Origin of the sequence: Mycolicibacterium vinylchloridicum, from assembly GCF_013404075.1 — a bacterium.
Classification (GTDB): Bacteria; Actinomycetota; Actinomycetes; order Mycobacteriales; family Mycobacteriaceae; genus Mycobacterium; species Mycobacterium vinylchloridicum.
In genome coordinates this window covers 24,491-47,351 of the sequence record NZ_JACBJQ010000034.1, presented here as the reverse complement: position 1 = coordinate 47,351, position 22,861 = coordinate 24,491, and the positions used below count along the sequence as shown (strand labels likewise).

The window sequence follows — 22,861 nt, the reverse complement described above, 5'->3', positions numbered from 1 at the left end:
GGCGGCCTGGTCAGCGGGCCTCGGCGGCCAGCGGGGTTTGAGACGACGGCGACGTCGGCGTGACCGTCGACGGAGTTGGCCCGACCGCCGATGGGCCGGGCCCCGGCGCCTGCGGACCGTACGCCGGCGTCTCGGCGGTGTATCCGTTTGACGGACCGTGCATCGCGGTGTCGGGGTCGGTCCCCATGATCGCGGGGCCATATCCCATCGATGCCGAGCCGGTTCCCGGCGGCGGCCCGTAACCGGGCAGGTGCTGGGTGTAGCCGGCCAACAACTTGGCCGCCACGAACGCCGCCGCCTGGTCGGTGTATCCGGGCACGTAGCCCTGCGTGTGACCGGCCCATTCGTTGCCCGGACCGGCGTGACAGATCGGGTCGGCCGGGTTGCACAGATCGATCGCCTTGGCCCCGAGCAGGGTGCTCGTGGTCGGCAGCGCCTGACCGGTCCGCGTGGCGACGTCGCCGAAGGTCGCGACCGCTGCGATGTTGGTCGCGTACTGCGGCGGCAGCGGATCACCCCAGGGGATGCCGCCCACCGGAACGCCGGCCACGATGTCCATCACGCTTGCGCCCTGCGAGTAGCCGCCCAGCACGATCTTGGTGTCGGGGCAGGCCGAGACCGTGGACTTGATGTGGGCGATGGTGTCTTTGGCGCCGTCGCCGCCGTGGAGCTGCAACTTGCTGGCTTTGTAGTTCACCGCGTAGGTGTCGATGTTCAGGCCGCCGGTCTGTTTGCGCAGCGAGTCGACGAGCGCATCACCGACCCGGCCCATGCCGGCGGGCTCATCGGTGCCGCGCGCGAAGATGACCTCGACGTCGGGGCAGTCGGCGGCTGAGGCGACCGGTGGCGCGGTGGGGGCGACGAGCAGGACGCCGGCGGTCACGAGTGCCGAAGCGCCGACGCCGAGCCAACGTCGGGGAGATCGCGCGGTGCCCGCGCGAGACCCACGTGTGCAGCGAGACGGCATTCTCGTCTCTACCCCGTACCCAGCAGCGGCAAACTTTTGTGCCGGGGATCACTCCGTCAATTTTAGAGTGGTCGACTACGCATGACTGTTGCGTAGTGCACTACCTAGGCTCGCGCGATGACCGTCCCGAGTGATCGCGACCGCGCGTGGAACACCCTCTACGACGAAGTGAAACGCCGCTTCGACGGCGTGAAACTCGACGGCCCCTGGGAGGTGGGGCTTCGTACCGCACTCCTGGAGGTCGACAACCCCGTCGACCTGGTCGTTCGACTGACCGGCTACAGCGCCGGCCTGGCCATGCGCGGGCACGACAACGAGTTCGTCCGCCAGAAGATCGACGACGCGATGGCCCTGTTCGTGAAGTACGGATGACTGTCGGCGCATTCGTTGACCCAGGTGCCGACACAAGAAGGGCCAGGACTTTCGTCCTGGCCCTTCTTCGGTTCGGTGGAGCTGCCGGGAATTGAACCCGGGTCCTACGGCATTCCCTCAAGGCTTCTCCGTGCGCAGTCCGCTATGCCTCTACTTGGATCTCCCGGTCTCGCGGACTCGCCGGGATGACGATCCCAGTCGCTGTTTGATGTCCCCACAGGTTCCGCGACCGAACCCGTGGGTGGGTCCCTCTAGATGACGCCAGGGTCCGGGTCGAGGGCTCTCCCGGTCTGACGGATTAGCTTCGCTTAGGCAGCGAGAGCGTAATCGCGCTGATTGGAATCGGCGCTTAATTGGTTGCAACGACGCTTACGGTGGTCTTTGCCTGCACCGGCACGCTTCCCTTGATTCGATGCGCGAAGTCGAAACCGTTCAGCCCCTCGCACCCCGGCCGAGGTTCGACCGGACATCCAATGGTACGCGAGTTATAACCCCGGACTGAAGTGGATTAATCCGTGCGTCGAGGTCGACGTTCCGCAGGACGCCTCCTGGGACTTCTTCTGCGATGTGTCGGTTTGGGCGAAAAGGCACACCAGAAAATGAGACTCTGTCTACAGTGAGACGGTGTCTGAAAGACTGCGGGTCCGGAAGCGGCAGCGAACCCGGGAACGCATCGCCGCCGCGGCCTCCCACCTGGTCATGCAGAACGGGCTGAGCGCCACCACTGCCGACCAGATCGCCGAAGCAGCCGATGTCGCCCGCGCGACGTTCTTCCGGTACTTCGAGTCCAAGGAGTACGCCGTCGCCGAGGGGTTCACCTCGACCTGGATTGCCGCGATCACCGATGCCCTGCTCCGCCAGCCCGCCGAACTCTCGGTCAACGAGGCGCTCACCGCCGCTTTCGCAGAACTCACCCCGGGGTTCGCGCTCGTCGAAGACAACATCGCCGAGATCGAACGCCAGACCCGCGACTCGCTGAGCCTGCGCGCCTGGACGCTGTTGTGCTACTTGAACTTCGAGACGGCCATTGCCGAGGCGATCGCCCCCCGGCTGCCCGATCTGACCGTCGACGACCCCCGCCCGCGACTGATCGGCGCCTTGGCGATGGCATCGGTCCGGATCTCCATCGACGACTGGTTACGCGACGGCGGATCGCTGTCGGATCGGATCTCCCGCGCGGTCAACTCGATGGCCCCGTGCCCAGACAAGGAATGAGGAGCACATGAGTGGCGAAAAGTCCCTGGAGGCATGGGGATTCGTCCGCAAGGTCCTCGACGACCTGACCGGCCAGATCACCGAGGACGCCCGCGACGAACGCGAACTGCTCGAGGGGCTGCGCGTCCTCAACCGGGTGAGCGCCCTGTGCACCGAACTGTCCGTCGACGTCGACCCCGACTATCCGCGCTTCGTCGACATGTGCACCCCATTCCGCTTCGTCGGCGGACCCAATCCGCACGGCGCCTACCCGCTGGCGATGATCAGCGGTGACCGCGCCTACCGCGTCACCGGTACCCGTGGCACCTCCACCTATCTGGGCTTGCAGGTGCTGGCCGGCACCGGGATGAACCCGCGCCGGATGAGCAATTACCTCTCCGACCGCGATCTGCATCTCGACGAGGGCGGCCGGTTCGAGGTCGTCTTCGCCGCCACCCGCCCGGCCGACAGTGACCTGGCCGGCGCCCAGTTCATCGAGATCCCGGAGGACGCCACCTCGATCGTGGTCCGCGACTACATCGCCGATCCGACCACCGAAATCCCGGTCCAGCTGGATATCTCACTTCTCGGCGAGGCGCCGCCGCCGGCCCCGCTGAGCGACGAGGTGCTGGCCGGCCAGCTCACCGCGATGGGCTGGACCATCGTCAAACTCACCACCCTGCATCGCACCGTGCGGCCAGACCTGTTGGACACCCCCAACATCCTGATCACGTCGGGCGCGGAGAATCTGGGCGGCGAGAACACCACCCCGGACAACCTCTACATGCTCGGCATGTTCGACCTCGAGCCGAACCAGAGCCTGCAACTGATCTTCCAGCCTCCCGAAACCCGTTATTGGTCAGTCACTTTGGAGAGCATCTGGCACGAATGCCTCGAACCTCTGGTGCGCAACAGCTCGGTGACCAACAAGGGCGTCAGCGCCGACCCGGACGGCTTCGTCCGATTGACGATCGGCGCCGAGGACATCGGCGACGGCCACTGGCTGGACACCGGCGGACGCGGACGCGGATTCGTGATCGTGCGATGGCTGGACAACCCGAATGCCCCCGACGTGACAGTTCGCCTGCTGGAGAAGGAGATACAGCGATGACCAGTGCGGTCGAGGCCCGGCTTGATCCGGACAAGATGATCGAGCAGGCCTGTGAGCTGGCCGGCAGTGACGACTTCGGCGTCGACGACGGTTGGCGGGAGAACCTGGCCCGGTTGGTGGACGACTTCGTCGCCGAGGCCGACCTGTCCCCGCTGGGTGTGGAGATCGCCGCGGCCGACATCCTCGTGCCGCTGCGCAACCGACTGCAGATCACCAACTGGCGCAAGCAACATCCCGAGATCGCCGACGAGCGGATCGAGCAGCCGATCTTCATCCTCGGCCAACCACGCACCGGCACAACGATCCTCTACGACTTGCTCACCCAGGATCCCGACCTGCGGGCGCCGCTCACCTGGGAGGTCGACAACCCTTTCCCGGTCCCCCAGCCCGAGACCTACGAGACCGACCCGCGGATCGCCGAAACCCAGGCGCAGCTGGAGATGACCGAACAGCTGATGCCCGGATTCATGAAGTTCCATCCGATGAGCGCGCGCGGCGGCCAGGAATGCGTCCGGATCACGGCAGGCACGTTCTGCAGCATGATCTTCAACACGCAGTACCGGTTGCCCAACTACGCCCACTGGCTCAACTACGAGGCCGACCACAGCGCCGCCTACCGCTATCACCGCACCTACCTGCAGCACCTGCAATCTGGTGTTCCCGGCCAGTGGCTGCTCAAGAGCCCGGCCCACACCTGGCAGCTGGACAAGCTGCTCGCCGAATATCCCGATGCGATTCTGGTTCAGACACACCGTGATCCGCTGGTGGTCATCTCCTCGATCAGCGCCCTGATCGCGCACCTTCAGAAGCTCGCCAGCGACAGCGCATCGGTCCAGCGTGCCGCCGAGCTGTGCAGTTCCGACACGCTGTTGGGGCTCGAACGCACCATGAAGATGATCGACGACGGCGTGATCGCACAGGACCGGATCATCGACGTGCAGTTCGCCGATTTCATGAGCGACCCGTTCGCCACGATCAGGACGATCTACGCTCGGCTGGGCCGAGAACTGACGCCGGTTGCCGAACAGCGCATGCGCGACCACCTTTCGGAGAATCCCGGCGACGGTGGCGGCAATCGGTACACCTGGGCCGATACCGGACTCGACGCCGCAGAGCTCCGCGAGAAGGTTCGCGCCTACCAGGAGCGCTTCAACGTGCCCAGCGAGACACTGCGCTAGCGAACCGCGAAGAGCAAGTCAGCCGCGAGCGTGCGCGAAATGCTCGCAACTGTCCGGGTGTCGCGCGCAGACACGCACGGTCGCGCACGATGGGCTAGCGTGCCGCGATCAGCCCGACCGCAATCAGCGCCAGCACCATCCCCAGCACCTGCCAGCGGGTGACCCGCTCGCGTAGTACCACGATGGCCAGCAGCACCGTCGCCGCCGGGTAGAGCGACATCAGCACGCTGGCCAGCGACAGCATCGAGGCCTGGAGGGCCAGCAGCGTCGCGACGTTCGCGCCGGTATCCAGCAGCGCCGCCACCACCGCCAGCTTCAGCGGAAGCCCGCCCGGCACATGGAAGTTGCCGCTCAACGCGGCCACCACGAACACGATGGCCGTCGCCGACACGCGCGCGAAGAACAGCGGCCACATCCCGGCGTCGGTCGGGGCCTGGTGCAGCAGCACGAAATTGAGTCCGAACGCCAGACCCGAGCCGACGGTCAGCCACGCCACCGTCAGGGTGAACCGGTGCGGGCGCACATCCTCATCGGTGGCTTCACGGCTGACCAGGACGACGGCGATCAAGGCCAACACCGTTCCGATTCCCGCGATGACGCCGGGCCGCTCCCCCATCGCCAGTCCCACGCTGACCGGCACAGCGGCGACGAGGACCGCGGTCAGCGGCGAGACGACCGAGATCGGGCCCGCACCCAGCGCGGCATAGAACCACCAGACACCGAACGCCTGACTCACCCCGCACAGCAGACCCCAGACCACCGCCGGCTCGGACACAGTGCCACCGACCCCGACCGCCACGATCCCGAGCATGACCATCGCCAGCGGGTAGGACACCAATACGACCCGCAGGGCCGCGACCCTCCGCGCCGCGATACCCCCGACGAAATCGCTGACGCCGTAACCGATTGCCGATGCCAGCGCGAGCAGGACCCCGATCAGAGCTTGCCCTTGGCCCGCCGGCCGAGCTCGCGGATCACCTCGCGCTCGGCATCTCGGCGGGCGAGGTCCTGCCGCTTGTCGTGGGCCTGCTTACCGCGCGCCAGCGCCAGCTCGACCTTCACCTTGCCGTCGTTGAAGTACAGCGACAGCGGCACCAAGGTCAGGTTGCCGTCACGGATCTTGCCGACCAGCGTGTCAATCTGGCTGCGGTGCAACAGCAGCTTGCGGTTGCGCCGCGGCGCGTGATTGGTCCAGGTGCCGTGGTGATACTCGGGGATGTGCAGGTTGCGCAGCCAGATCTCGCCGTCGTCGACGGTCGCGAACGCGTCGGCCAACGACGCGTGGCCCTCACGCAGACTCTTGACCTCGGTGCCCTGCAGCACGACGCCGGCCTCGTAGGTGTCGAGGATCGAATAGTTATGCCGCGCCTTGCGATTGGTGGCAACGACTTTGCGATCGGGCTTCTTGTCCGGATTTTTGGCCACGGCTACTTCCGTACATACAAGCGCAGCGTGACGTAGGCCGTGAGCCCGGACATCGCGAGACCGACTCCGAGCATCCAGGGCGCCACAATGAAAAGGATGTCCTGCCAATCGACGCGGGCGATCAGATTCACCGCGTAGAACTGGGCCAGTGCGTCGTCCAAGAACAGCACCTGAACCACGACCAGCCCGACGACTGCGATGACGACACCGATGAACGCCGCCAGCATCGCCTCCAACAGGAACGGCAGCTGGGTGTACCAGCGGGTCGCACCCACCATCCGCATGATGCCGATCTCGGTACGTCTGGTGTAGGCCGCGACTTGAACCATGTTGGCGATCAGTAGAACCGCGCCGATAGCCTGCACCACCGCGATCGCGAACGTGACCTTGGACATCGCGTCGAGCACCGCGAACAGGCGGTCGATCAACACCTTCTGGTTGAGAGTGCCGCGCACCCCGGGCTGACCTTGCATCGCCTTCTCGAATTCGACGTGCTGGTCGGGGTTGTCGAGCTTGACGATGAACGATGCCGGGAACGTGTCCGGGGTGGCGTCCTTCGCGAGTTGCGGCAGCTTCTGCAATGCAAAGTTGTATGCGTCCGTCTTGTTCAGGAATCGCACCGACTTGACGTCATCACGTGCCTCGATCTTGGCGCGCAACGCCTTACACAGATCGCCGTCACACGTCAGGTCGTTGGCCGAGATGTCGTCGGTCAGAAACACTTCACTCTCGACACGGTCGAGGTAGATGTGGCGAGACTGGTCGGCCATCCGCAGCACGAGCAGACCACCGCCGAACAGACCGAGTGAGATCGCCGTCGTCAGGATCATCGCCACTGTCATGGTGACGTTGCGGCGAAGTCCGGTGTAGACCTCGTTGATCAGGAAGCCGAAGCGCACTTAACGATCCATTCCGTAAATACCACGCTGCTCATCGCGGACGAGTCTGCCCAGGGAGAGCTCCACCACGCGCTGGCGCATGGAGTCGACGATGTGGTGGTCGTGGGTGGCCATGACGACGGTGGTGCCCGTCCGGTTGATCCGTTCGAGCAGATCCATGATGTCGTTGCTGGTTTCCGGGTCCAGGTTTCCGGTCGGCTCGTCGGCGAGCAGGACCAGCGGGCGGTTGACGAACGCCCGCGCGATCGCCACGCGCTGCTGCTCGCCGCCGGACAGCTCGGCAGGCAGCCGGTTGGACTTGCCCGACAGGCCCACCATCTCCAGCACATCGGGCACCACCCGGTTGATGGTGTCGGGCTTCTTGCCGATCACCTCCAGCGCGAAGGCCACGTTCTCGAACACGGTCTTCTGCTGCAACAGCCGGAAGTCCTGGAAGACGCAGCCGATCACCTGGCGCAGCTTGGGGATGTGCCGGCCGGAAAGTTTGTTGACGTGGAACTTCGACACCTGCAGCTCGCCCGACGTGGGCGTCTCCTCGGCCAGCAGCAGCCGCATGAACGTCGACTTACCCGACCCCGACGGGCCGATGAGGAAGACGAACTCACCCTTGTCGATCTTGACGCTGACATTGTCGAGGGCGGGCCGCGCCGACGACTTGTACTGCTTACTGACATGGTCAAGGGTGATCATCACGGCACGCCAGTGTAGCCGGACGCCGGATTACTGCGTCGGAGCCGCGGGCGTGAGCATGGGCCCCTGCCCCGGCGCCGGTGACGGAATCGGCGTGGGTGTGGGCGTCGGCGTGGGCAGCCCGGGTATCTGGAACGGCGCAGGTGATGTCGGCGTGGTCGACGTCGGCGAGGTCGGCGACGTCGGCGATGTCGGGGACGTCTCCGATGTCGTGGGCTCGGTCGTCTCGGTCGTCGTGGTTGTCGTCGGCGTCGTCGTGGTGGTGGTCGTCCTGGTGGTCGTGGTGCGATCCCGGACGTCGGTGCGCGGCACCCAGGTATAGGACGGGTCGGGGATGAAGCCTGGCGGCACCACCTGGGTGGCCGGGGGTTCCGGAGCCGGCTGGTAGGTCGCATACAGCCACCAGACCGCGATGAAGGCGGACAACAGTACGGCCGTGGACGTGCGGACCCGTCCCCACAGGATGTAGTGGGGCCAGCCGCGGCCTTCCCTGCGCGTCGGCATCAGCTTCACTTCGACGTCACCGGTCCCTGGCCCTCTTCGGCACCGCCGGCGGTCGCCGGGTGCACGATGGCCTCCACCACCGGCGAGCTGTCGGCCGGGCTGGCGATGCCGGCCCGCATCAGTGCGGCGATCACCAGCACGCGCAGTTTGCGGCCGACTTCGAACTGTTTACCGGGCAGCGTGCGCGCCACCATGCGCAGGTTCACGGTGTCGAGTTCGATGCTTTCCACTCCCATCAGCTGCGGGGCGTCCAGCAGCAGATCCTTCAACTCCGGGTCGTCGATCGCCTTCTCGGATACCCCATGCAGCACGTCGTTGACCTGGTTCAGGTCTGCGGTGGTCGGCACCGGGATGTCGATGACGGCGCGCGCCCAGTCCTTGGACAGGTTCTGGGTTTTGACGATCTGCCCGTTGGGGATCGTCAACACCTCGCCCTCCGACGACCGCAGCTTGGTCACCCGCAGCGTGACGTCCTCGACGGTGCCGGTCGCCTCCTTGGCGATACCGGCCACGGTCAGCGACACCAGATCACCGAAGCCGTACTGCTTTTCGGTGATGATGAAGAACCCGGACAGCAGGTCCTGCACGATGCGCTGCGCGCCGAAGCCCAGCGCCGCACCCAGGACGGCCGCGGGAGCGACCAGCGAGCTGACCGGGACCGCGAGGATGTCGGTGGCCTCGACGACCACCATGACGCCGAGCAGGGCGATCGCCACATACGAGATGACCGAGGCCACCGCCTGGCGGTGCTTGGCGCTCTCCGAGCGGACCAGGGCGTCGCTTTCCCGGAAGTCGGCGTCGATGCGCCGGGAGATCTTCTGGGCCGACCAGTTGATGAACCGGGCAGCCAGCAGCCCGCCGAGGATCAGCAACGTGATCCGCAGACCCTTGCTCAGGATCCACTCGCCGATCGTGCCGTGCCAGAAGTCATGCCAGCGATCGGAGAATGCGATCGCGGCGAAGCTGGTCCTCGTGGCGGAGGCCACGAGATCAATCGTCGTCATCTCGCCGGTTGCGCCATCGGATTCCCGCCTCGAGGAACCCGTCGATGTCCCCATCCAGTACCGCCGCGGGGCTGCCGACCTCGTAATCGGTCCGCAGATCCTTGACCATTTGGTAGGGGTGCAGAACGTAGGAGCGCATCTGATTGCCCCAGGAGCTCCCGCCATCGCCCTTGAGGGCGTCGAGCTCGGCCCGCTCTTCGAGGCGTTTACGTTCCAGGAGCTTGGCCTGCAGGACGCGCATCGCCGAAACCTTGTTCTGGAGCTGCGACTTCTCGTTCTGGCAGGTGACGACGATGCCGGTGGGAATGTGCGTGAGCCGAACCGCGGAGTCGGTGGTGTTGACCGATTGTCCGCCGGGGCCGCTGGAGCGGTATACGTCGACGCGCAGATCGCCTTCGGGGATCTCGATGTGATCGGTCGTCTCCACGACGGGCAGCACCTCGACATCGGCGAACGACGTCTGCCGCCGGTTCTGGTTGTCGAACGGGCTGATCCGCACCAGCCGGTGCGTGCCCTGCTCGACCGAGAGGGTGCCGTAGGCGTACGGGGCGTGCACGGCGAAGGTGGCGCTCTTGATGCCGGCTTCTTCGGCGTACGACGTGTCGAACACCTCGACGGGATACTTGTGCGCCTCGGCCCAGCGGATGTACATCCGCATCAGCATCTCGGCCCAGTCCGCGGCATCGACGCCGCCGGCGCCGGAGCGGATCGTGACGACGGCCTCGCGCTCGTCGTACTCCCCGGACAGCAGGGTGCGGACTTCCATGGCCTCGACGTCCTCGCGCAGCTTGGTCAGCTCCGCGTCCGCCTCGGCGAAAGCTTCGGTGCCGCCTGCTCCACCTTCCTCGGCGGCGAGCTCGTAGAGCACCGGAAGGTCCTCGACGCGCTGGCGGAGCTCCTCGACGCGGCGCAGCTCACCCTGGGCATGCGACAGCTCGCTGGTGACCTTCTGCGCGTGGCTCTGGTCGTTCCAGAGATTCGGATCGGCGGCTTCGTGCTCGAGCTTCTCGATCTTGGCGCGCAGACCGTCGACGTCGAGCACTCGTTCCACCGTCGTCAAGGTGGAATCGAGGGCGGCGATATCTGACTGACGATCGAGGTCCACGGGTCCTCAGGGTACCGGCGCCACGACACGTTGTGATCCACGGCGGCTCCAGAGACTTCTGGGGCGCGTGGTCCGGTCGCGCGTCTAACATCACATCCGTAACCAGGATGTGGCGCCGCGCAGCCCATAGCGGTGCTTCTCGACTGCGACGCGACAGCCCCTTGCGCGCGGCCGGGTCCGGACAGAAAGCGCGGGAATGCGTCCTTACTATGTCGCGATCGTCGGTGCGGGACCCTCGGGATACTTCGCGGCGGCGGCGCTGCTGAAGTTTGCCGACAGCTCGGTTGCCGGTGGCGGACCGGATGTTCACGTCGACATGCTCGAGATGCTGCCAACCCCGTGGGGGTTGGTGCGCTCCGGAGTCGCACCGGACCATCCGAAGATCAAGACCATCAGCGCCCAGTTCGAAAAGATCTCGCTCGACGCGCGGTTCCGGTTCTTCGGCAACATCCGCGTCGGCGAGCACGTGCAGGCCGAGGAGCTTGCGGAGCGCTACGACGCCGTCGTGTACGCGATCGGGGCGCAGTCCGACCGCCCGCTCGGCATCCCCGGTGAGGAGCTGGCGGGCAGCGTGGCCGCCGTCGACTTCGTCGGCTGGTACAACGCCCACCCCCACTTCGGAGAGATGGCGCCGGACCTCTCGTCCGGGCGCGCCATCGTGGTCGGCAACGGCAACGTGGCACTCGACGTCGCGCGCATTCTCGTCAGCGATCCCCGCGAACTCGCCAAGTCCGACATCGCCGACCACGCACTCGACCTGCTACACGCAAAGGGCGTCGAAGAGGTCGTCGTCATCGGCCGCCGTGGTCCGCTTCAGGCGACCTTCACCACGATGGAATTGCGCGAGCTGGGCGACCTCGAGGCCATGGCCGACGTCGACGTCATCGTCGACCCGGCGGACTTCGACTCCATCACCGACGACCAGCTCGAGGCGGCGGGCAAGACCGTGAAACTGAACGTCAAGGTGCTGCGCGGCTATGCCGAGACCCCACCGCGGGGGGCCAAGCGCCGCATCGTGTTCCGCTTCCAGACCTCGCCCATCGAGATCAAGGGCGACGGTCGTGTCGAGGCGGTGGTGCTCGGCCGCAACGAGCTGGTCGATGAGGGTGGCCGCATCGTCGCCAAGGACACCGGGGCGCGCGAGGAGCTGCCCGCCCAGCTGGTGGTGCGTGCGGTCGGCTACCGCGGCATCGCGACACCGGGTCTGCCGTTCGACGACCGCTCGGGCACGATTCCGCACACCGACGGCCGCGTCGACGGCAGCGCCAACGAATATGTCGTCGGCTGGATCAAGCGCGGCCCGTCGGGGGTCATCGGCAGCAACAAGAAGGACTCGGCGGACACCGTCGCGACGCTGCTGGCCGACCTCGAGGGCCGCGAGCTCCGCGATGCCGGCGACGATCAGGGCCAGACGCTCGTCGAATGGCTGTTGTCGCGTCAGCCCAAGCTGATCACCGACGATCACTGGAAGCTGATCGACGCGCACGAGCGCGGCGCCGGCGAGCCGCACGGCCGGCCGCGGGTGAAGCTGACCAGCGTCGCCGAGCTGCTGCGCATCGGGCACGGCTGACGACGATCAAGCGAGGCACGAGCGTTGAGGAGTCAGCCAATACAGCACGGCTAGACCTCGCAGGTCTCCCGCTCGCGGGACAGCCCGCCGACCGGACCGGCCGTACGCGCGATGAGCGGCGTGCATGCCGCGGCCAGGGCCAGGCCGGCCGACACCATGATCACCGCGAACGTGCTGTAGCTGTCGACGATCACGCCGCCGAGCGCGGTGCCCATGGCACCACCGACGAGCGCGCCACTGTTGAGCCACCCGAACGCCTCGGCAGTGGAGTGCTCGGCGATCTCGTGCGACACCATCACGTACAGCGCGGCCAGCGCGGGCGCGAAGCCGAGCCCGGACACGAACAGCGCGGTCAGCTGCAGACCGTAGCCATCGACCAGCCCGAACACTGCGGTGCCCGTGGCGACGACCGTCATCGATATCGCCAGACCGCGCACGCCCAGCCGGCGATGTCCGAACAGCACGCCGCCGATCAGTGACCCGAGGCTGGCCACACCCAAGGCCACGCCGGCCGAGAGGTTGTGGTTGCCGAACAGGGCGAGCACGCCGACCTCGAGGGCCATGAACGAGGCGACCAGCGCGAGGCTGGCCACCATGGCCAAAATGACCGCGGGGTTCGCCAGGACGCGGCCGAATGCGACCGTATTGGGCACGATCGCGGGCCGCAGCCGGCGAGCGCTGAGCAGGAACCAGACCGTCCCCACCACGGTGACGGCGGCGCTGAACAGCAGCGGGATCGCGGTGGAGATCGCCGACGCCAGGAACGTCGCGGCGACCGGCCCGATCACCCAGATGAGTTCCTGCGCCGTGGTGTCGAGCGCGAACAGGGCCCGCAGCCCGTCGCCGGGAACCATCTGGGGGTACAGCGCGCGGACCGCAGGCAACAGCGGCGGCACCGAGGCGCCGATTCCGAACCCCAACACCATGAGGGCGGTCGCGGGGACGTGGACGAAAGCCAGCGCCAGCATGCAGATGCCGTTGATCACGGCGGCCGACACCAAAGTCGGCACCATACCGATCCGGCCGAGCAGGCGTGCCGTCATGGGCATCGCCACTGCTTCTCCGATGCTCGTGGCTGCCACCACCGCTCCCGCCACCGCGTAGGACCCGGTCCGGGCCTGCACGTGCAGCAGGATCGCCAGCGACAGCATCCCCAGCGGGAGCCGCGCAAACAGCTGCGAGGCGGTCACGTTGACCACGCCTGGAACTCGAATGAGCTCGACATAGGCGCGCACGGTTATCACTCCATCAATTGGTTCTAGTTCTCCAGATGCCTCTGCACTGTACCGTCCAGACGGTACAGTGCGAAAGTCGATAAACTCTCCCGATGACGACCTCGCGTGAGCGCATTCTCGATGCGTATGCCGACGCGTTGGCCGTCGATGGGGAGCGCCACGCCACGCTGGACGCGGTGGCGGCCAAGGCCGGGGTGTCCAAAGGCGGCCTGCTCTACCACTTCCCCGCCAAGGATCAGCTCGCCGAGGCGCTCTGCGATCGATTGATCGCCCTGGCCGCCGAGGATGTCGAGATGATGCGCACTGCGGCCGACGGACCCGCACGGCATTACATCCGTACCTCGCACTACGCGAACACCCCGCTGGACCGCACGCTGGTCGCGGTCGCCCGGCTACAGCAGGCCGGCGATCCCAGGGCACGCGCGGCGATCGAGATGATTTCGGACCAGTGGCTGAGCGTGCTCACCGAGGCGCTCGGCGACCGTGACGTCGCGCGCACGATCAAGCTGATCGGCGACGGGCTCTACCACCACGCGATGTCCAGTGCGCTCGGCGGCCAACCGCGAACCCCGCTCGACGAGGGACTGCTCGCGGTGATCGACCGCATCATCGACCAGTGCGTGGACGCGCCGCGCACCTAGTGCGGGGTCCGCGGATCAGCCCATAGACCCGAGCGGCGGGTCGGGTGGCGCGAACGACCAGTTGTCCGGATTCTTGGGTGAATACACCACCGGAATGAGCTGCCCCATCGTCGGCCAGCTGTTCACGTCGACCGCCATCCGCTGGTAGACCACGTGCTCGTTGACGGTGGGACCATTGATGACCCCACTGATCGTGACGAACTGCTCCCCGGTGACGTCCGGGCGCGGGCTCACCCCGGTCACCAGCAGCGTGCCCTGCGCGACCTCACCCCGCGGACCGCGACGCATCAAGCGCGGAGCCAACACCAGGACCAGCGCGCCGACGATGAGCAGTATCACCGCGAATTCCCACATGCCGCCATGGTAGGACTGCTGCCATGAGCGACGGCCACGATGTACAGGCAGACCTCTCGGTGGCGATGGAGCTGGCCAACCGGGCCGATGCGATCACCCTCGACCGGTTCGGGGCACTGGATCTGCGCATCGAGACCAAACCTGACCTGACCCCGGTCACCGACGCCGACGAAGCGGTCGAGGCCGACCTGCGGGCGATCCTGTCCCACGAACTCCCGGGCGACGACGTTTTCGGCGAGGAATACGGCGGGACGGCCGTCTTCAGTGGCAGGCAGTGGGTGATCGATCCGATCGACGGAACCAAGAACTTCGTCCGCGGCGTGCCGGTCTGGGCCAGCCTGATCGCGCTGCTCGAGGACGGTGTGCCGGTGGTCGGCGTGGTCAGCGCCCCCGCACTGAACCGGCGGTGGTGGGCCGGCCGCGGACTGGGCGCCTTCGCCAGCACCGGGGGCGGGCCGGCGCGCCCGCTGGCCGTCTCGGGCGTGGCCGACTTGGACTCGGCCAGCCTGTCGTTCTCCAGCCTGTCCGGCTGGGCCGACCTGGGCCTGCGCGAACAGTTCATCGACCTGACCGACGCGGTCTGGCGGGTGCGCGCCTATGGCGACTTCTTCTCCTACTGCCTGGTCGCCGAAGGAGCCGTCGACATCGCCGCCGAACCGGAGGTCAAGCTGTGGGATCTGGCCCCGCTGGACATCCTGGTGCGCGAGGCCGGCGGCACCTTCACAAACCTCGACGGCTCGCCCGGCCCGCATGGCGGGCACGCCGTAGCCACCAACGGACTACTGCATGACGCGACATTGGCGCGCCTGGCCGCCCGTCAGTAGCCGGGGTCGAATTCCACGGGCAGAGTTGCCGGCCCACTGAGTCCGCTGAGCGGTTTCCACGGCGCGGGCCCGGTGCGGCGGATGTTCGGCATCCGCCGCGCCATCACCGTGAGCGCCTCGGTCAGTTCGAGGCGAGCGAGGTTGGCACCGAGGCAGTAGTGCACGCCGCCGCCGAACGTTTGCATCGGCAACGCTGCGGCGCGAGTGATGTCCAGGCGATCCGGGTGCTCGCATACACTCGAATCACGGTTGGCGGCAGCAGAATTGAGGATCACGAGGGTATCGGCCGGGATGGCGTATCCGGCGACTTCGACGTCGGTGACCGTGGTGCGCAGCGTGCCGAACACGATCGGCGAATGGCGCATGGTCTCCTCGACCGCGTTGGCGGCAAGTTCCGGCTGACGCGCCAGCAGCGCCCACTGGTCGGGGTGGTCACACAGCACCGATACCGACGCGGCGAGTTGATTGCGCGTGGTGTCGGTGCCGGCCATCAGCAGCCCGGCCACCAGCATCCGCAGTTCGGCGAGGGTGAGCCGGTCACCTTCGACCTCGGCCCGGATCAGATCCGAGACCAGATCGTCGGTGAGGCGGTGCCGTCGCTCGGCAACCATGTCGTCGACATAGCTGTCCAACTCGTCCCATGCGGCCAGGATCGACGGCACCGACTCGGCGACATTCCAGCTGAACGCCTTGAAGAACTCGTCGGTCCACGTCGCGAACTGTTCCCAGTCGCCGTCCGGAACACCCAGGAGTGCACAGATGATCGGGATCGGATAGTGCCGGGCGATGTCGGAAACGACATCGCAGCGTCCGCCGGAAGTACACCGGTCGACCAATCCGTTGATGACGTCGGTGACCGTGGTGCGCAGTCGCGACGTCGCCCTGGGCGTGAACGCCTTGCAGACCAGGCGCCGCAGCCGATGGTGCTCGTCACCGTCCATGTTGATGATGGTGGCGACGACCCGGTCCCACAACGGACCCGACGTGATGCCCTGGGACGCGAGGAACATCCCTTGGGGCACGCGAAATCTGCGATCGCGCGACGCGTCGTGGACGATCTCGTAGCTCAGGAATTCCGGTCCGTGCGGGCCGATCGCGATCGGGGCCTGCCGGCGCGCCCGCATCAGCATCGCCAGGGCCTCGTCGGGATTCGTCACAGCGTCGTAGTCGATGGCCGGCAAGCCGGCGTCGAACACATTGGGCAATCGCGGTGCGTCGATGGTGATGGTCATTTCGGCCCCCAGACCTGCTCGAATAACTCTCCCATCGAGTCTTGAACGCAGTCGGGGTGCGGATGCGAGTAGACCACTACCCCATTTCCAGGCGGTGTGACCTACTCAACAAAACCTGCCGGCCGTTTGGGGTTCCGCCGCCTACCTTACTTTGGAGTAAGATAGGTGTCAGCGCGTTCTGACCAGCACCGCCCACCGTCGACGAGGCTGACGAAAATGACCAACACACTTCCGCCCACAACAACGAGCACCCGGGCCCGCGACAGCGCGGTCGGGCAGTTCAAGCACAGGCGGTCCATCACCGACATCGGACTGGCAATCATCACGCCGCTGGTCGGCCAGGACTTCCTGGACCGTTACCACCTGCGCGATCCGCTCAACCGCGGCCTGAAATACGGTGTCAAGCAAGCGTTCTCGACAGGCGGGGCAGTCACCCGTCAGTTCAAGAGAGTCCAGGGCATCGGCAAGGAGCCGACGCGGCTGCGGCCCAGCGGCGCAGACTATTTCGACCTGACCCCCGACGACGACCAGAAGATGATCGTTGCGACGGTCGACGAGTTCGCCGAGGAGATTCTGCGTCCGGCCGCTCACGCCGCCGACGAGGCCGCGGCCTATCCGGCCGACCTGATCGCCAAGGCCGCCGAGCTCGGGATCACCGCCATCAACGTTCCCGAGGATTTCGACGGCATCGCCGAGCACCGCACCACCGTCACCAACGCCCTGGTGGCCGAGGCGCTGGCCTACGGCGACATGGGCCTGGCGCTGCCGATCCTGGCACCCGGGGGCGTCGCGTCGGCGCTGACGCACTGGGGCAGCGCCGATCAGCAGGCGACGTACCTCAATGCCTTTGCCGGCGAGAACGTGCCGCAGGCCTGCGTGGCGATCGCCGAGCCGCACGCCTTGTTCGATCCCACCGCGTTGAAGACCACTGCGGTGCGCACCCCGAGCGGCTATCGCCTCGACGGGGTCAAGTCATTGGTTCCTGCCGCCGCCGACGCTGAATTGTTCATTGTGGCAGCACAACTCAACGGGAAGCCGGCGCTGTTCATCGTCGAGGCGTCCGAGCCCGGCGTGTCGGTGAAGGCCGATCCCAGCATGGGCATCCGCGCGGCCGCACTGGGCCGGGTGGAGCTGGACAAAGTGACGGTGCCGTTGTCGGCGCGCCTCGGCGAAGACGGTGCCGGCGACGCGGACTACTCCGAAGCAATTGCGTTGGCCCGCTTGGGCTGGGCCGCACTGGCGGTCGGCACCTCCCATGCCGTGCTCGACTACGTGATCCCCTACGTCAAAGAACGCGAAGCATTCGGCGAGCCGATCGCTCGCCGGCAGGCTGTCGCGTTCATGTGCGCCAACATCGCCATCGAACTCGATGGCCTGCGGCTGATCACCTGGCGCGGCGCCGCCCGCGCGGAACGCGGCCTCCCGTTCGCGCGCGAGGCCGCGCTGGCCAAGAAGCTGGGCACCGACAAGGGCATGCAGATCGGCTTGGACGGTGTGCAGTTGCTCGGCGGTCACGGCTACACCAAGGAACACCCGGTCGAGCGCTGGTACCGCGATCTGCGGGCCATCGGCGTCGCCGAGGGTGTTGTTGTTCTCTGAAGTCCAGGCAAACGCCTACCGGCTAACGAACGGAAAACACAGTCATGGCAATCAATCTCGAAATGCCGCGCAAGCTGGAAGCCGTGATCGAGAAGGCCCACCAGGGTGCTGCGGAGATGTTGCGGCCGATCTCACGCAAGTACGACGTCGCCGAACACGCCTACCCCGTCGAGCTGGACACCCTGGCCACGCTGTTCGAGGGCATCTCGGAGGCGAACACGATCTCCTTCGCCGGCGCCGAAGCGTTCCGCGACAGCGATGACGGGCCGAAGGGAAACATCAACGGCGGCAACATGTCCGCGTTGCTCAATGCCCTGGAGATCTCCTGGGGTGACATCGCGCTACTGCTGTCGGTCCCCCGCCAGGGCCTGGGCAACGCCGCGATCTCGGGCGTGGCCACCGACGAGCAGCTCGAGCGGCTGGGTAAGAACGTCTGGGCCGCGATGGCGATCACCGAACCGTCGTTCGGGTCCGACTCTGCTGCGGTGTCCACGACCGCGGTGCTCGACGGTGACGAGTACGTGATCAACGGCGAGAAGATCTTCGTCACCGCCGGATCCCGGGCCACCCACATCGTGGTGTGGGCGACGTTGGACAAGGCGCTGGGCCGTGCGGCCATCAAATCGTTCATCGTGCCGCGCGAGCATCCCGGTGTCACCGTCGAACGTCTCGAGCACAAGCTCGGCATCAAGGCCTCCGACACCGCAGTGATTCGGTTCGACAATGCGCGCATCCCGAAGGAGAACCTGCTCGGCGACCCGGAGATCCACGTGGAGAAGGGTTTTGCCGGGGTCATGGAGACCTTCGACAACACCCGCCCGATCGTGGCAGCGATGGCCGTCGGCGTGGCTCGCGCCGCCCTGGAGGAGCTCCGCACCATCCTGACCGAGGCCGGCGTGGAGATCTCCTACGACAAGCCCGCTCACGCGCAGAGCGCGCCGGCCGCGGAATTCCTTCGCATGGAGGCGGACTGGGAGGCCGGCTACCTGCTGACCGTGCGCTCGGCGTGGCAGGCCGACAACGCGATTCCGAACTCCAAGGAAGCCTCCATGGGCAAGGCGAAGGCCGCCCGGGTGGCCAGCGATATCACCCTCAAGGCTGTCGAATTGGCCGGGACTGCAGGCTATTCCGAGCAGACCCTGCTGGAGAAGTGGGCCCGCGACTCGAAGATCCTCGACATCTTCGAAGGCACCCAGCAGATCCAGCAGCTGGTGGTGGCCCGCAGGCTGCTCGGGCTGTCGTCGACCGAGCTGAAGTAGTCAGGCGACAGCGGTCAGCTCCCGCTGGGTCTCATCGTCGAGTTCGATATCGGCGACGGCGAGGTTCTCCTCGAGGTGCCCCAGCGAGGAGGTGCCCGGGATGAGCAGGACGTTGTCGGCGACGCCAAGCGTCCACGCCAGCGCAATCTGCGCCGGGGTGTAGCCCAGTCGCGTGGCCGCACCCTCGACGAGGTGGTGCGTCAGGACCGGATTCACCTCGTGAAACGCCGACCCGAGCGGGAAGAACGGCACGAACGCGATATCGCGGGCGATGCACTCGTCGAGGACGGGCTGCGACGCGCGGTCCACCAGGTTGAAGGGGTTCTGCACGCACACGATGTCGGTGAGCTCCAAGGCATGCAGCAGCTGCTCGTGGCTGACGTTGCTCAGCCCGATGCCTGCGATCAACCCCTCGTCACGGGCGGTGATCATGGCGCCGAGCTGGTCGGTGAACAGGGCGTCGGCCTCGTTCTCCATCACCCGTAGGTTGACCGCGGCCAGCCGGTCGACGCCGAGGGTCTTCAGATTCTCCTCGATGCCGGCCCGCAACTCATCAGGCTGGTTGTAGGGCAGCCATCCCCCCTGGTCGTCACGGCGGGCGCCGACCTTGCTGACCAGGGCCAGGTTCTCGGGATAGGGGTACAGCGCCTCGCGGATCAGTTCGTTGGCCACATCGGGGCCGTAGAACTGCGAGGTGTCGATGTGGTCGACGCCGGCGTCGACGGCGCGGCGAAGCACAGCCAGTGCCTGGTCGTGGTCGCGCGGCGGCCCGAACACACCCGGGCCCGGAAGCTGCATGGCGCCGAATCCGACGCGGTGGACGTGGTAACCGGCAAGCGGAAAGCGTGTCATCGATGTTCCATTCGCATTGAGGTCGAATTGTTTGATGTCAAACTATATTGCCGGCGCGCTACGCTTCCTGTCAACCCAGGGAGGTGAAGCCACATTCCGCGCTCAGCACACGACGCCGATTCCCGTCAGCGCGCCGTCGCCCTCGCCGACGCGTTCGGCCGCGCCGGCAAGACACTCGTCCGCGCCCTCGACGAGCGGCTCGGTGACCATGGCGTGTCCACCCCACGTTCCAAGGTGCTCTTCGAAGTGAACCGGTGCGGTCCGGTCCGGCTGACGGACCTGGCCAGGACGGTCGGCATCACGCAGGGCACTGCCTCCACCCTGACCGACGCGCTCGTCCGCGAGGGCTTGATCGAACGCTTCGCCGACGAGTCGGATCGTCGGGTGACCCTGCTGCAGACCACCGCCACTGGCCGCCGCCAGGCCGAGACCTGGGCGAGCGCCTACACCGCCGCCGCGTACGAGTTGTTTTCCATCCTGTCGGGCAAGGAGCAGCTGGCGCTCACCGAGCTGCTGCAGCGCCTGGCGGACTCGATAGACGGCTGAGGCTCAGCCCGGACGAACCTGGCATGGCACGCCGTTGACCACCTGGGTATTGCTGGGCACGTCAAGCAGATCCGGCGGATTGAGCAGGTTCGAGTTGACGCCCGGATGTGCGTTCGCGACGCCGAGGCGACTGCCCGGCACACCGTGCCCCCAGCCGTGCGGCAGCGACACCACCCCAGGCATCATCTCGTCACTGACCTCCACCGGCACCGACACCTTCCCCTCCGATGTGCTGACCTCCGCAAGATCGCCGTCGCCAACACCGGCCCGCACTGCGTCGTCGGGATGGATCAGAAGCGTGCACCGGTCACGGCCACGCATCAGGGACGGCACATTGTGCAACCACGAGTTGTTGGACCGCAGATGCCGCCGGCTGGTCAGCAACAGCGAGTCCTCGACTCGGTCCAGTCGCCCGAGCAGGCGCGGCACGTCGTCGACGAAGAGGTCGTGCACCAGTTCGATGGCACCCGACGGCGTCGTGACCGCGGCGTCCAGGCGACCGCCCTGCAGCTCCCCGAGCCGCAGACCATCGGGCTGAGCCCGGACATCGTCGAGAGTCAATCCGCCCGGGTTGGCCCCCAACCCGTCACCCCAGGGACCCGATCGGACGTAGAGATCGAAAATCCGTTCGGGCCCTTGCCCTTTCAGCATGCCCATCACCTCGACCGGATCCCGCCCGGTCAGCGGCGTGCCCGGCTGAGCGCACATGGTGGCGATCAGGCCGCCGGTGTACAGGTCATCCATCGCGACAATGTCGACATCGGGCACCGATGTACCCAGGACAGCACCTGAAAGGCGCAGGAGCACTTCCCATTCCGACGGTCGCCCAGGGTCGGGCGCGAACAGCGGCTCCGACCATTTCAGACAGGAGGCGACGGCGTACATCCAGTACAGGTCGTCGGCGTGCGGGCGCTCCAGCGGCGAGAGCCCCGGGAAGATGACGTGGGCGTGGCGGGTGGTCTCGTTGAGCCAATTGTCCACGCAGATCAGCGCATCCAAGGAGGCGAGCGCCTCGTCGATGCGGCCGGCCGCCGGTGCCGAGATCGCGGGGTTCCCGGCGACCGCGATCATCGCGCGCAGCCGCCCCTCCCCCGGTGTGAGGATCTCTTCGGCCAGGCAGCTGACCGGAAATTGACTGAGCACCTCACCGATGCCGCGCACCCGCGAGGTGAAGCGGCCGAATTCCCACCGGGGACCGGTCTGGTCCGGTGGCTTCATGAACATCGGGGAGTACACCGCCGGCGTCGGGAAAACCGCACCGCCGCGCCGATCGACGGCACCCAGCGCGGTGTTCAGCACGAAAACCAGCCAGGTGGCCAGTGTGCCGAACTCCTGGGTACAGGCCCCGATGCGGCTGTACAGCACGGGATTCGACGCGCCCGCGAGATCGCGGGCCAACTGGCGAATCGTCGCGGCCGGGATCCCGCTCGGTCCTTCGACGGCCTCCGGGGTGAACGGTTCAGCCAGGGCGATCACGGCATCGAGGCCCTGGACACGCCCATCGAGGTGCGGGTGATGGTGCAACAAGCCCTCGGCCGCCAGCGTGCGCAGCACCGCGAACAACACCAGCGCGTCGGTTCCCGGCCGGATCGGCACCCACTCGCCGGCCCGCTGGGCGGTTTCGGTGCGCCGGGGATCGATGACCACGACTCGGCCGCCGCGTTTACGGATGTCGGCGAGATGGCCCGTGACGTTGGGCGCCGAGAGCATCGATCCCTGCGAGGCCGCCGGATTGGCGCCGATGATCACCAGGTGGTCAGTACGGGCAAGGTCGGGAATCGGTGCGTTCCACATGCCGCCGAAGAGCAGGGTCCCGACGACGTTGAGCGGCCATTGGTCGACGGTGCCCGGCGAGTAGTACGCGCCCATCCCGGCGGCCGAGGCCATGCCGACCAGCGCGCCGATGTAGGAACTCAGCCCCAGATTGTGCGCGACCGGATTGCCCACGTACACCGTGATCGCTGCGGCGCCGTCGCTGTCGAGAACCGGACGAAGAACCCGCTCCGCCTCGGCGAAGGCCTCCTCCCAGGAGACCGCGACGTGGGTTCCTCCTGCCTGCTTGACCATCGGTGACCGCAGGCGGTCCTGGTCGTCATGGATCTGGCCGAGCGCGGTTCCCTTGGGGCAGAGGTGGCCCGCCGACCAGACATCGTCGGGATTGCCACGGATATCGGTGACTCGATTGCCGTCGACCGTGACCCGAAGGCCGCACATCGCCTCGCAGAGCGGGCACGTCACCCGGTGGGTGACACGGTCACCACCATCCGACGACTGTCTGGACACCTGTCCATGTTAGGCGG

General features: G+C 66.8%; 23 protein-coding genes and 1 other RNA gene. 11 read left to right on the top strand and 13 right to left on the bottom strand.

The features are described from left to right. Positions 1-10 precede the first annotated feature (10 nt). A complete protein-coding gene (locus HPC46_RS23975; RefSeq protein WP_179474598.1) occupies positions 11-967 on the bottom strand; it encodes a cutinase family protein in 957 nt (318 codons plus the stop codon). 117 nt (positions 968-1,084) lie between these two features. Between HPC46_RS23975 and HPC46_RS23970 the strand changes: the two genes are divergently transcribed. Continuing rightward, positions 1,085-1,339, top strand: coding sequence for a hypothetical protein (locus HPC46_RS23970; protein ID WP_179474596.1), 255 nt, complete (start codon positions 1,085-1,087; stop codon positions 1,337-1,339). Positions 1,340-1,412: 73 nt separating this feature from the next. Here the strand turns inward: HPC46_RS23970 and ssrA are convergent. Continuing rightward, positions 1,413-1,779: a transfer-messenger RNA gene (ssrA, locus tag HPC46_RS23965) on the bottom strand. A gap of 184 nt (positions 1,780-1,963) precedes the next feature. On the opposite strand from ssrA, the gene HPC46_RS23960 reads away from it, so the two are divergent. The 3 genes from HPC46_RS23960 to HPC46_RS23950 are packed head-to-tail and all read left to right on the top strand — an operon-like array spanning position 1,964 to position 4,822. Continuing rightward, positions 1,964-2,554: a TetR family transcriptional regulator gene (locus tag HPC46_RS23960; protein ID WP_179474594.1), complete on the top strand. Its 591-nt coding sequence runs from the start codon at positions 1,964-1,966 to the stop codon at positions 2,552-2,554. Positions 2,555-2,561: 7 nt separating this feature from the next. Continuing rightward, entirely contained in the window at positions 2,562-3,644 is a 1,083-nt protein-coding gene (locus tag HPC46_RS23955; protein ID WP_179474592.1) for a DUF1214 domain-containing protein, read from the top strand. Next, positions 3,641-4,822, top strand: coding sequence for a sulfotransferase family protein (locus HPC46_RS23950; protein WP_179474590.1), 1,182 nt, complete (start codon positions 3,641-3,643; stop codon positions 4,820-4,822). Before HPC46_RS23955 ends, HPC46_RS23950 begins: the two co-directional genes overlap by 4 nt. Before the next feature lie 94 nt (positions 4,823-4,916). Here HPC46_RS23950 and HPC46_RS23945 read toward each other — a convergent pair whose 3' ends face one another. The 4 genes from HPC46_RS23945 to ftsE are packed head-to-tail and all read right to left on the bottom strand — an operon-like array spanning position 4,917 to position 7,836. Then, positions 4,917-5,762, bottom strand: a complete 846-nt coding sequence (locus HPC46_RS23945; RefSeq protein WP_407665552.1) for an EamA family transporter — start codon at positions 5,760-5,762, stop codon at positions 4,917-4,919. Further along, on the bottom strand, positions 5,759-6,247 hold the full coding sequence (gene smpB / locus HPC46_RS23940; protein WP_179474589.1) for an SsrA-binding protein SmpB: 489 nt from the start codon (positions 6,245-6,247) through the stop codon (positions 5,759-5,761). Before smpB ends, HPC46_RS23945 begins: the two co-directional genes overlap by 4 nt. Positions 6,248-6,249: 2 nt before the next feature. Beyond that, positions 6,250-7,146, bottom strand: a complete 897-nt coding sequence (ftsX, locus tag HPC46_RS23935; RefSeq protein ID WP_179474581.1) for a permease-like cell division protein FtsX — start codon at positions 7,144-7,146, stop codon at positions 6,250-6,252. Next, positions 7,147-7,836: a cell division ATP-binding protein FtsE gene (gene ftsE / locus HPC46_RS23930; protein ID WP_179474623.1), complete on the bottom strand. Its 690-nt coding sequence runs from the start codon at positions 7,834-7,836 to the stop codon at positions 7,147-7,149. It abuts the gene before it with no gap. 52 nt (positions 7,837-7,888) lie between these two features. Between ftsE and HPC46_RS35980 the strand changes: the two genes are divergently transcribed. Beyond that, entirely contained in the window at positions 7,889-8,158 is a 270-nt protein-coding gene (locus HPC46_RS35980) for a hypothetical protein (protein ID WP_179474579.1), read from the top strand. Positions 8,159-8,345: 187 nt separating this feature from the next. Here the strand turns inward: HPC46_RS35980 and HPC46_RS23920 are convergent, their stop codons facing one another. Next, positions 8,346-9,326: a mechanosensitive ion channel family protein gene (locus HPC46_RS23920; RefSeq protein WP_325096750.1), complete on the bottom strand. Its 981-nt coding sequence runs from the start codon at positions 9,324-9,326 to the stop codon at positions 8,346-8,348. Positions 9,327-9,330: 4 nt separating this feature from the next. Further along, the gene (prfB, locus tag HPC46_RS23915) at positions 9,331-10,449 is read right to left on the bottom strand and encodes a peptide chain release factor 2 (protein WP_179474567.1); all 1,119 of its coding nucleotides are present in this window, start codon (positions 10,447-10,449) and stop codon (positions 9,331-9,333) included. 196 nt (positions 10,450-10,645) lie between these two features. Here prfB and HPC46_RS23910 point away from each other — a divergent pair, with 196 nt between their 5' ends. Next, on the top strand, positions 10,646-12,019 hold the full coding sequence (locus tag HPC46_RS23910; RefSeq protein WP_179474565.1) for an FAD-dependent oxidoreductase: 1,374 nt from the start codon (positions 10,646-10,648) through the stop codon (positions 12,017-12,019). 50 nt (positions 12,020-12,069) lie between these two features. On the opposite strand, the gene HPC46_RS23905 is transcribed toward HPC46_RS23910, so the two are convergent. Then, a complete protein-coding gene (locus HPC46_RS23905) occupies positions 12,070-13,254 on the bottom strand; it encodes an MFS transporter (protein WP_179474563.1) in 1,185 nt (394 codons plus the stop codon). Positions 13,255-13,346: 92 nt separating this feature from the next. Between HPC46_RS23905 and HPC46_RS23900 the strand changes: the two genes are divergently transcribed. Further along, positions 13,347-13,895: a TetR/AcrR family transcriptional regulator gene (locus tag HPC46_RS23900; protein ID WP_179474561.1), complete on the top strand. Its 549-nt coding sequence runs from the start codon at positions 13,347-13,349 to the stop codon at positions 13,893-13,895. A gap of 15 nt (positions 13,896-13,910) precedes the next feature. Here the strand turns inward: HPC46_RS23900 and HPC46_RS23895 are convergent, their stop codons facing one another. Next, on the bottom strand, positions 13,911-14,249 hold the full coding sequence (locus HPC46_RS23895) for a hypothetical protein (RefSeq protein ID WP_179474559.1): 339 nt from the start codon (positions 14,247-14,249) through the stop codon (positions 13,911-13,913). A gap of 23 nt (positions 14,250-14,272) precedes the next feature. Here HPC46_RS23895 and hisN point away from each other — a divergent pair, with 23 nt between their 5' ends. After that, on the top strand, positions 14,273-15,073 hold the full coding sequence (gene hisN / locus HPC46_RS23890) for a histidinol-phosphatase (RefSeq protein WP_179474557.1): 801 nt from the start codon (positions 14,273-14,275) through the stop codon (positions 15,071-15,073). Here hisN and HPC46_RS23885 read toward each other — a convergent pair. Then, positions 15,067-16,305: a cytochrome P450 gene (locus tag HPC46_RS23885; RefSeq protein ID WP_179474555.1), complete on the bottom strand. Its 1,239-nt coding sequence runs from the start codon at positions 16,303-16,305 to the stop codon at positions 15,067-15,069. The genes hisN and HPC46_RS23885 overlap by 7 nt on opposite strands. Positions 16,306-16,521: 216 nt before the next feature. On the opposite strand from HPC46_RS23885, the gene HPC46_RS23880 reads away from it, so the two are divergent. Both HPC46_RS23880 and HPC46_RS23875 read left to right on the top strand, forming a co-directional pair. Next, positions 16,522-17,904 (top strand): acyl-CoA dehydrogenase family protein, encoded by a 1,383-nt coding sequence (locus HPC46_RS23880; protein WP_179474553.1) that lies wholly within the window; start codon positions 16,522-16,524, stop codon positions 17,902-17,904. Between the two features lie 44 nt (positions 17,905-17,948). Then, a complete protein-coding gene (locus tag HPC46_RS23875; RefSeq protein WP_005140981.1) occupies positions 17,949-19,163 on the top strand; it encodes an acyl-CoA dehydrogenase family protein in 1,215 nt (404 codons plus the stop codon). Here HPC46_RS23875 and HPC46_RS23870 read toward each other — a convergent pair whose 3' ends face one another. Beyond that, a complete protein-coding gene (locus HPC46_RS23870; RefSeq protein WP_179474551.1) occupies positions 19,164-20,015 on the bottom strand; it encodes an oxidoreductase in 852 nt (283 codons plus the stop codon). It abuts the gene before it with no gap. 213 nt (positions 20,016-20,228) lie between these two features. Here HPC46_RS23870 and HPC46_RS35115 point away from each other — a divergent pair, with 213 nt between their 5' ends. Beyond that, a complete protein-coding gene (locus HPC46_RS35115) occupies positions 20,229-20,561 on the top strand; it encodes a MarR family winged helix-turn-helix transcriptional regulator (protein WP_325096749.1) in 333 nt (110 codons plus the stop codon). A 3-nt stretch (positions 20,562-20,564) separates the two neighbouring features. On the opposite strand, the gene HPC46_RS23860 is transcribed toward HPC46_RS35115, so the two are convergent. After that, positions 20,565-22,844: a molybdopterin-dependent oxidoreductase gene (locus HPC46_RS23860; RefSeq protein WP_325096748.1), complete on the bottom strand. Its 2,280-nt coding sequence runs from the start codon at positions 22,842-22,844 to the stop codon at positions 20,565-20,567. Positions 22,845-22,861 lie beyond the last annotated feature (17 nt).

Bases quoted from the DNA above. Each gene is read 5' to 3' on its own strand.
- HPC46_RS23975 (WP_179474598.1), bottom strand. From the start codon at position 967: ATGCCGTCTCGCTGCACACGTGGGTCTCGCGCGGGCACCGCGCGATCT.
- HPC46_RS23970 (WP_179474596.1), top strand. From the start codon at position 1,085: ATGACCGTCCCGAGTGATCGCGACCGCGCGTGGAACACCCTCTACGAC.
- HPC46_RS23955 (WP_179474592.1), top strand. From the start codon at position 2,562: ATGAGTGGCGAAAAGTCCCTGGAGGCATGGGGATTCGTCCGCAAGGTC.
- HPC46_RS23950 (WP_179474590.1), top strand. From the start codon at position 3,641: ATGACCAGTGCGGTCGAGGCCCGGCTTGATCCGGACAAGATGATCGAG.
- ftsE (WP_179474623.1), bottom strand. From the start codon at position 7,836: ATGATCACCCTTGACCATGTCAGTAAGCAGTACAAGTCGTCGGCGCGG.
- HPC46_RS23910 (WP_179474565.1), top strand. From the start codon at position 10,646: ATGCGTCCTTACTATGTCGCGATCGTCGGTGCGGGACCCTCGGGATAC.
- HPC46_RS23900 (WP_179474561.1), top strand. From the start codon at position 13,347: ATGACGACCTCGCGTGAGCGCATTCTCGATGCGTATGCCGACGCGTTG.
- HPC46_RS23895 (WP_179474559.1), bottom strand. From the start codon at position 14,249: ATGTGGGAATTCGCGGTGATACTGCTCATCGTCGGCGCGCTGGTCCTG.
- hisN (WP_179474557.1), top strand. From the start codon at position 14,273: ATGAGCGACGGCCACGATGTACAGGCAGACCTCTCGGTGGCGATGGAG.
- HPC46_RS23885 (WP_179474555.1), bottom strand. From the start codon at position 16,305: ATGACCATCACCATCGACGCACCGCGATTGCCCAATGTGTTCGACGCC.
- HPC46_RS23880 (WP_179474553.1), top strand. From the start codon at position 16,522: ATGACCAACACACTTCCGCCCACAACAACGAGCACCCGGGCCCGCGAC.
- HPC46_RS23875 (WP_005140981.1), top strand. From the start codon at position 17,949: ATGGCAATCAATCTCGAAATGCCGCGCAAGCTGGAAGCCGTGATCGAG.
- HPC46_RS23870 (WP_179474551.1), bottom strand. From the start codon at position 20,015: ATGACACGCTTTCCGCTTGCCGGTTACCACGTCCACCGCGTCGGATTC.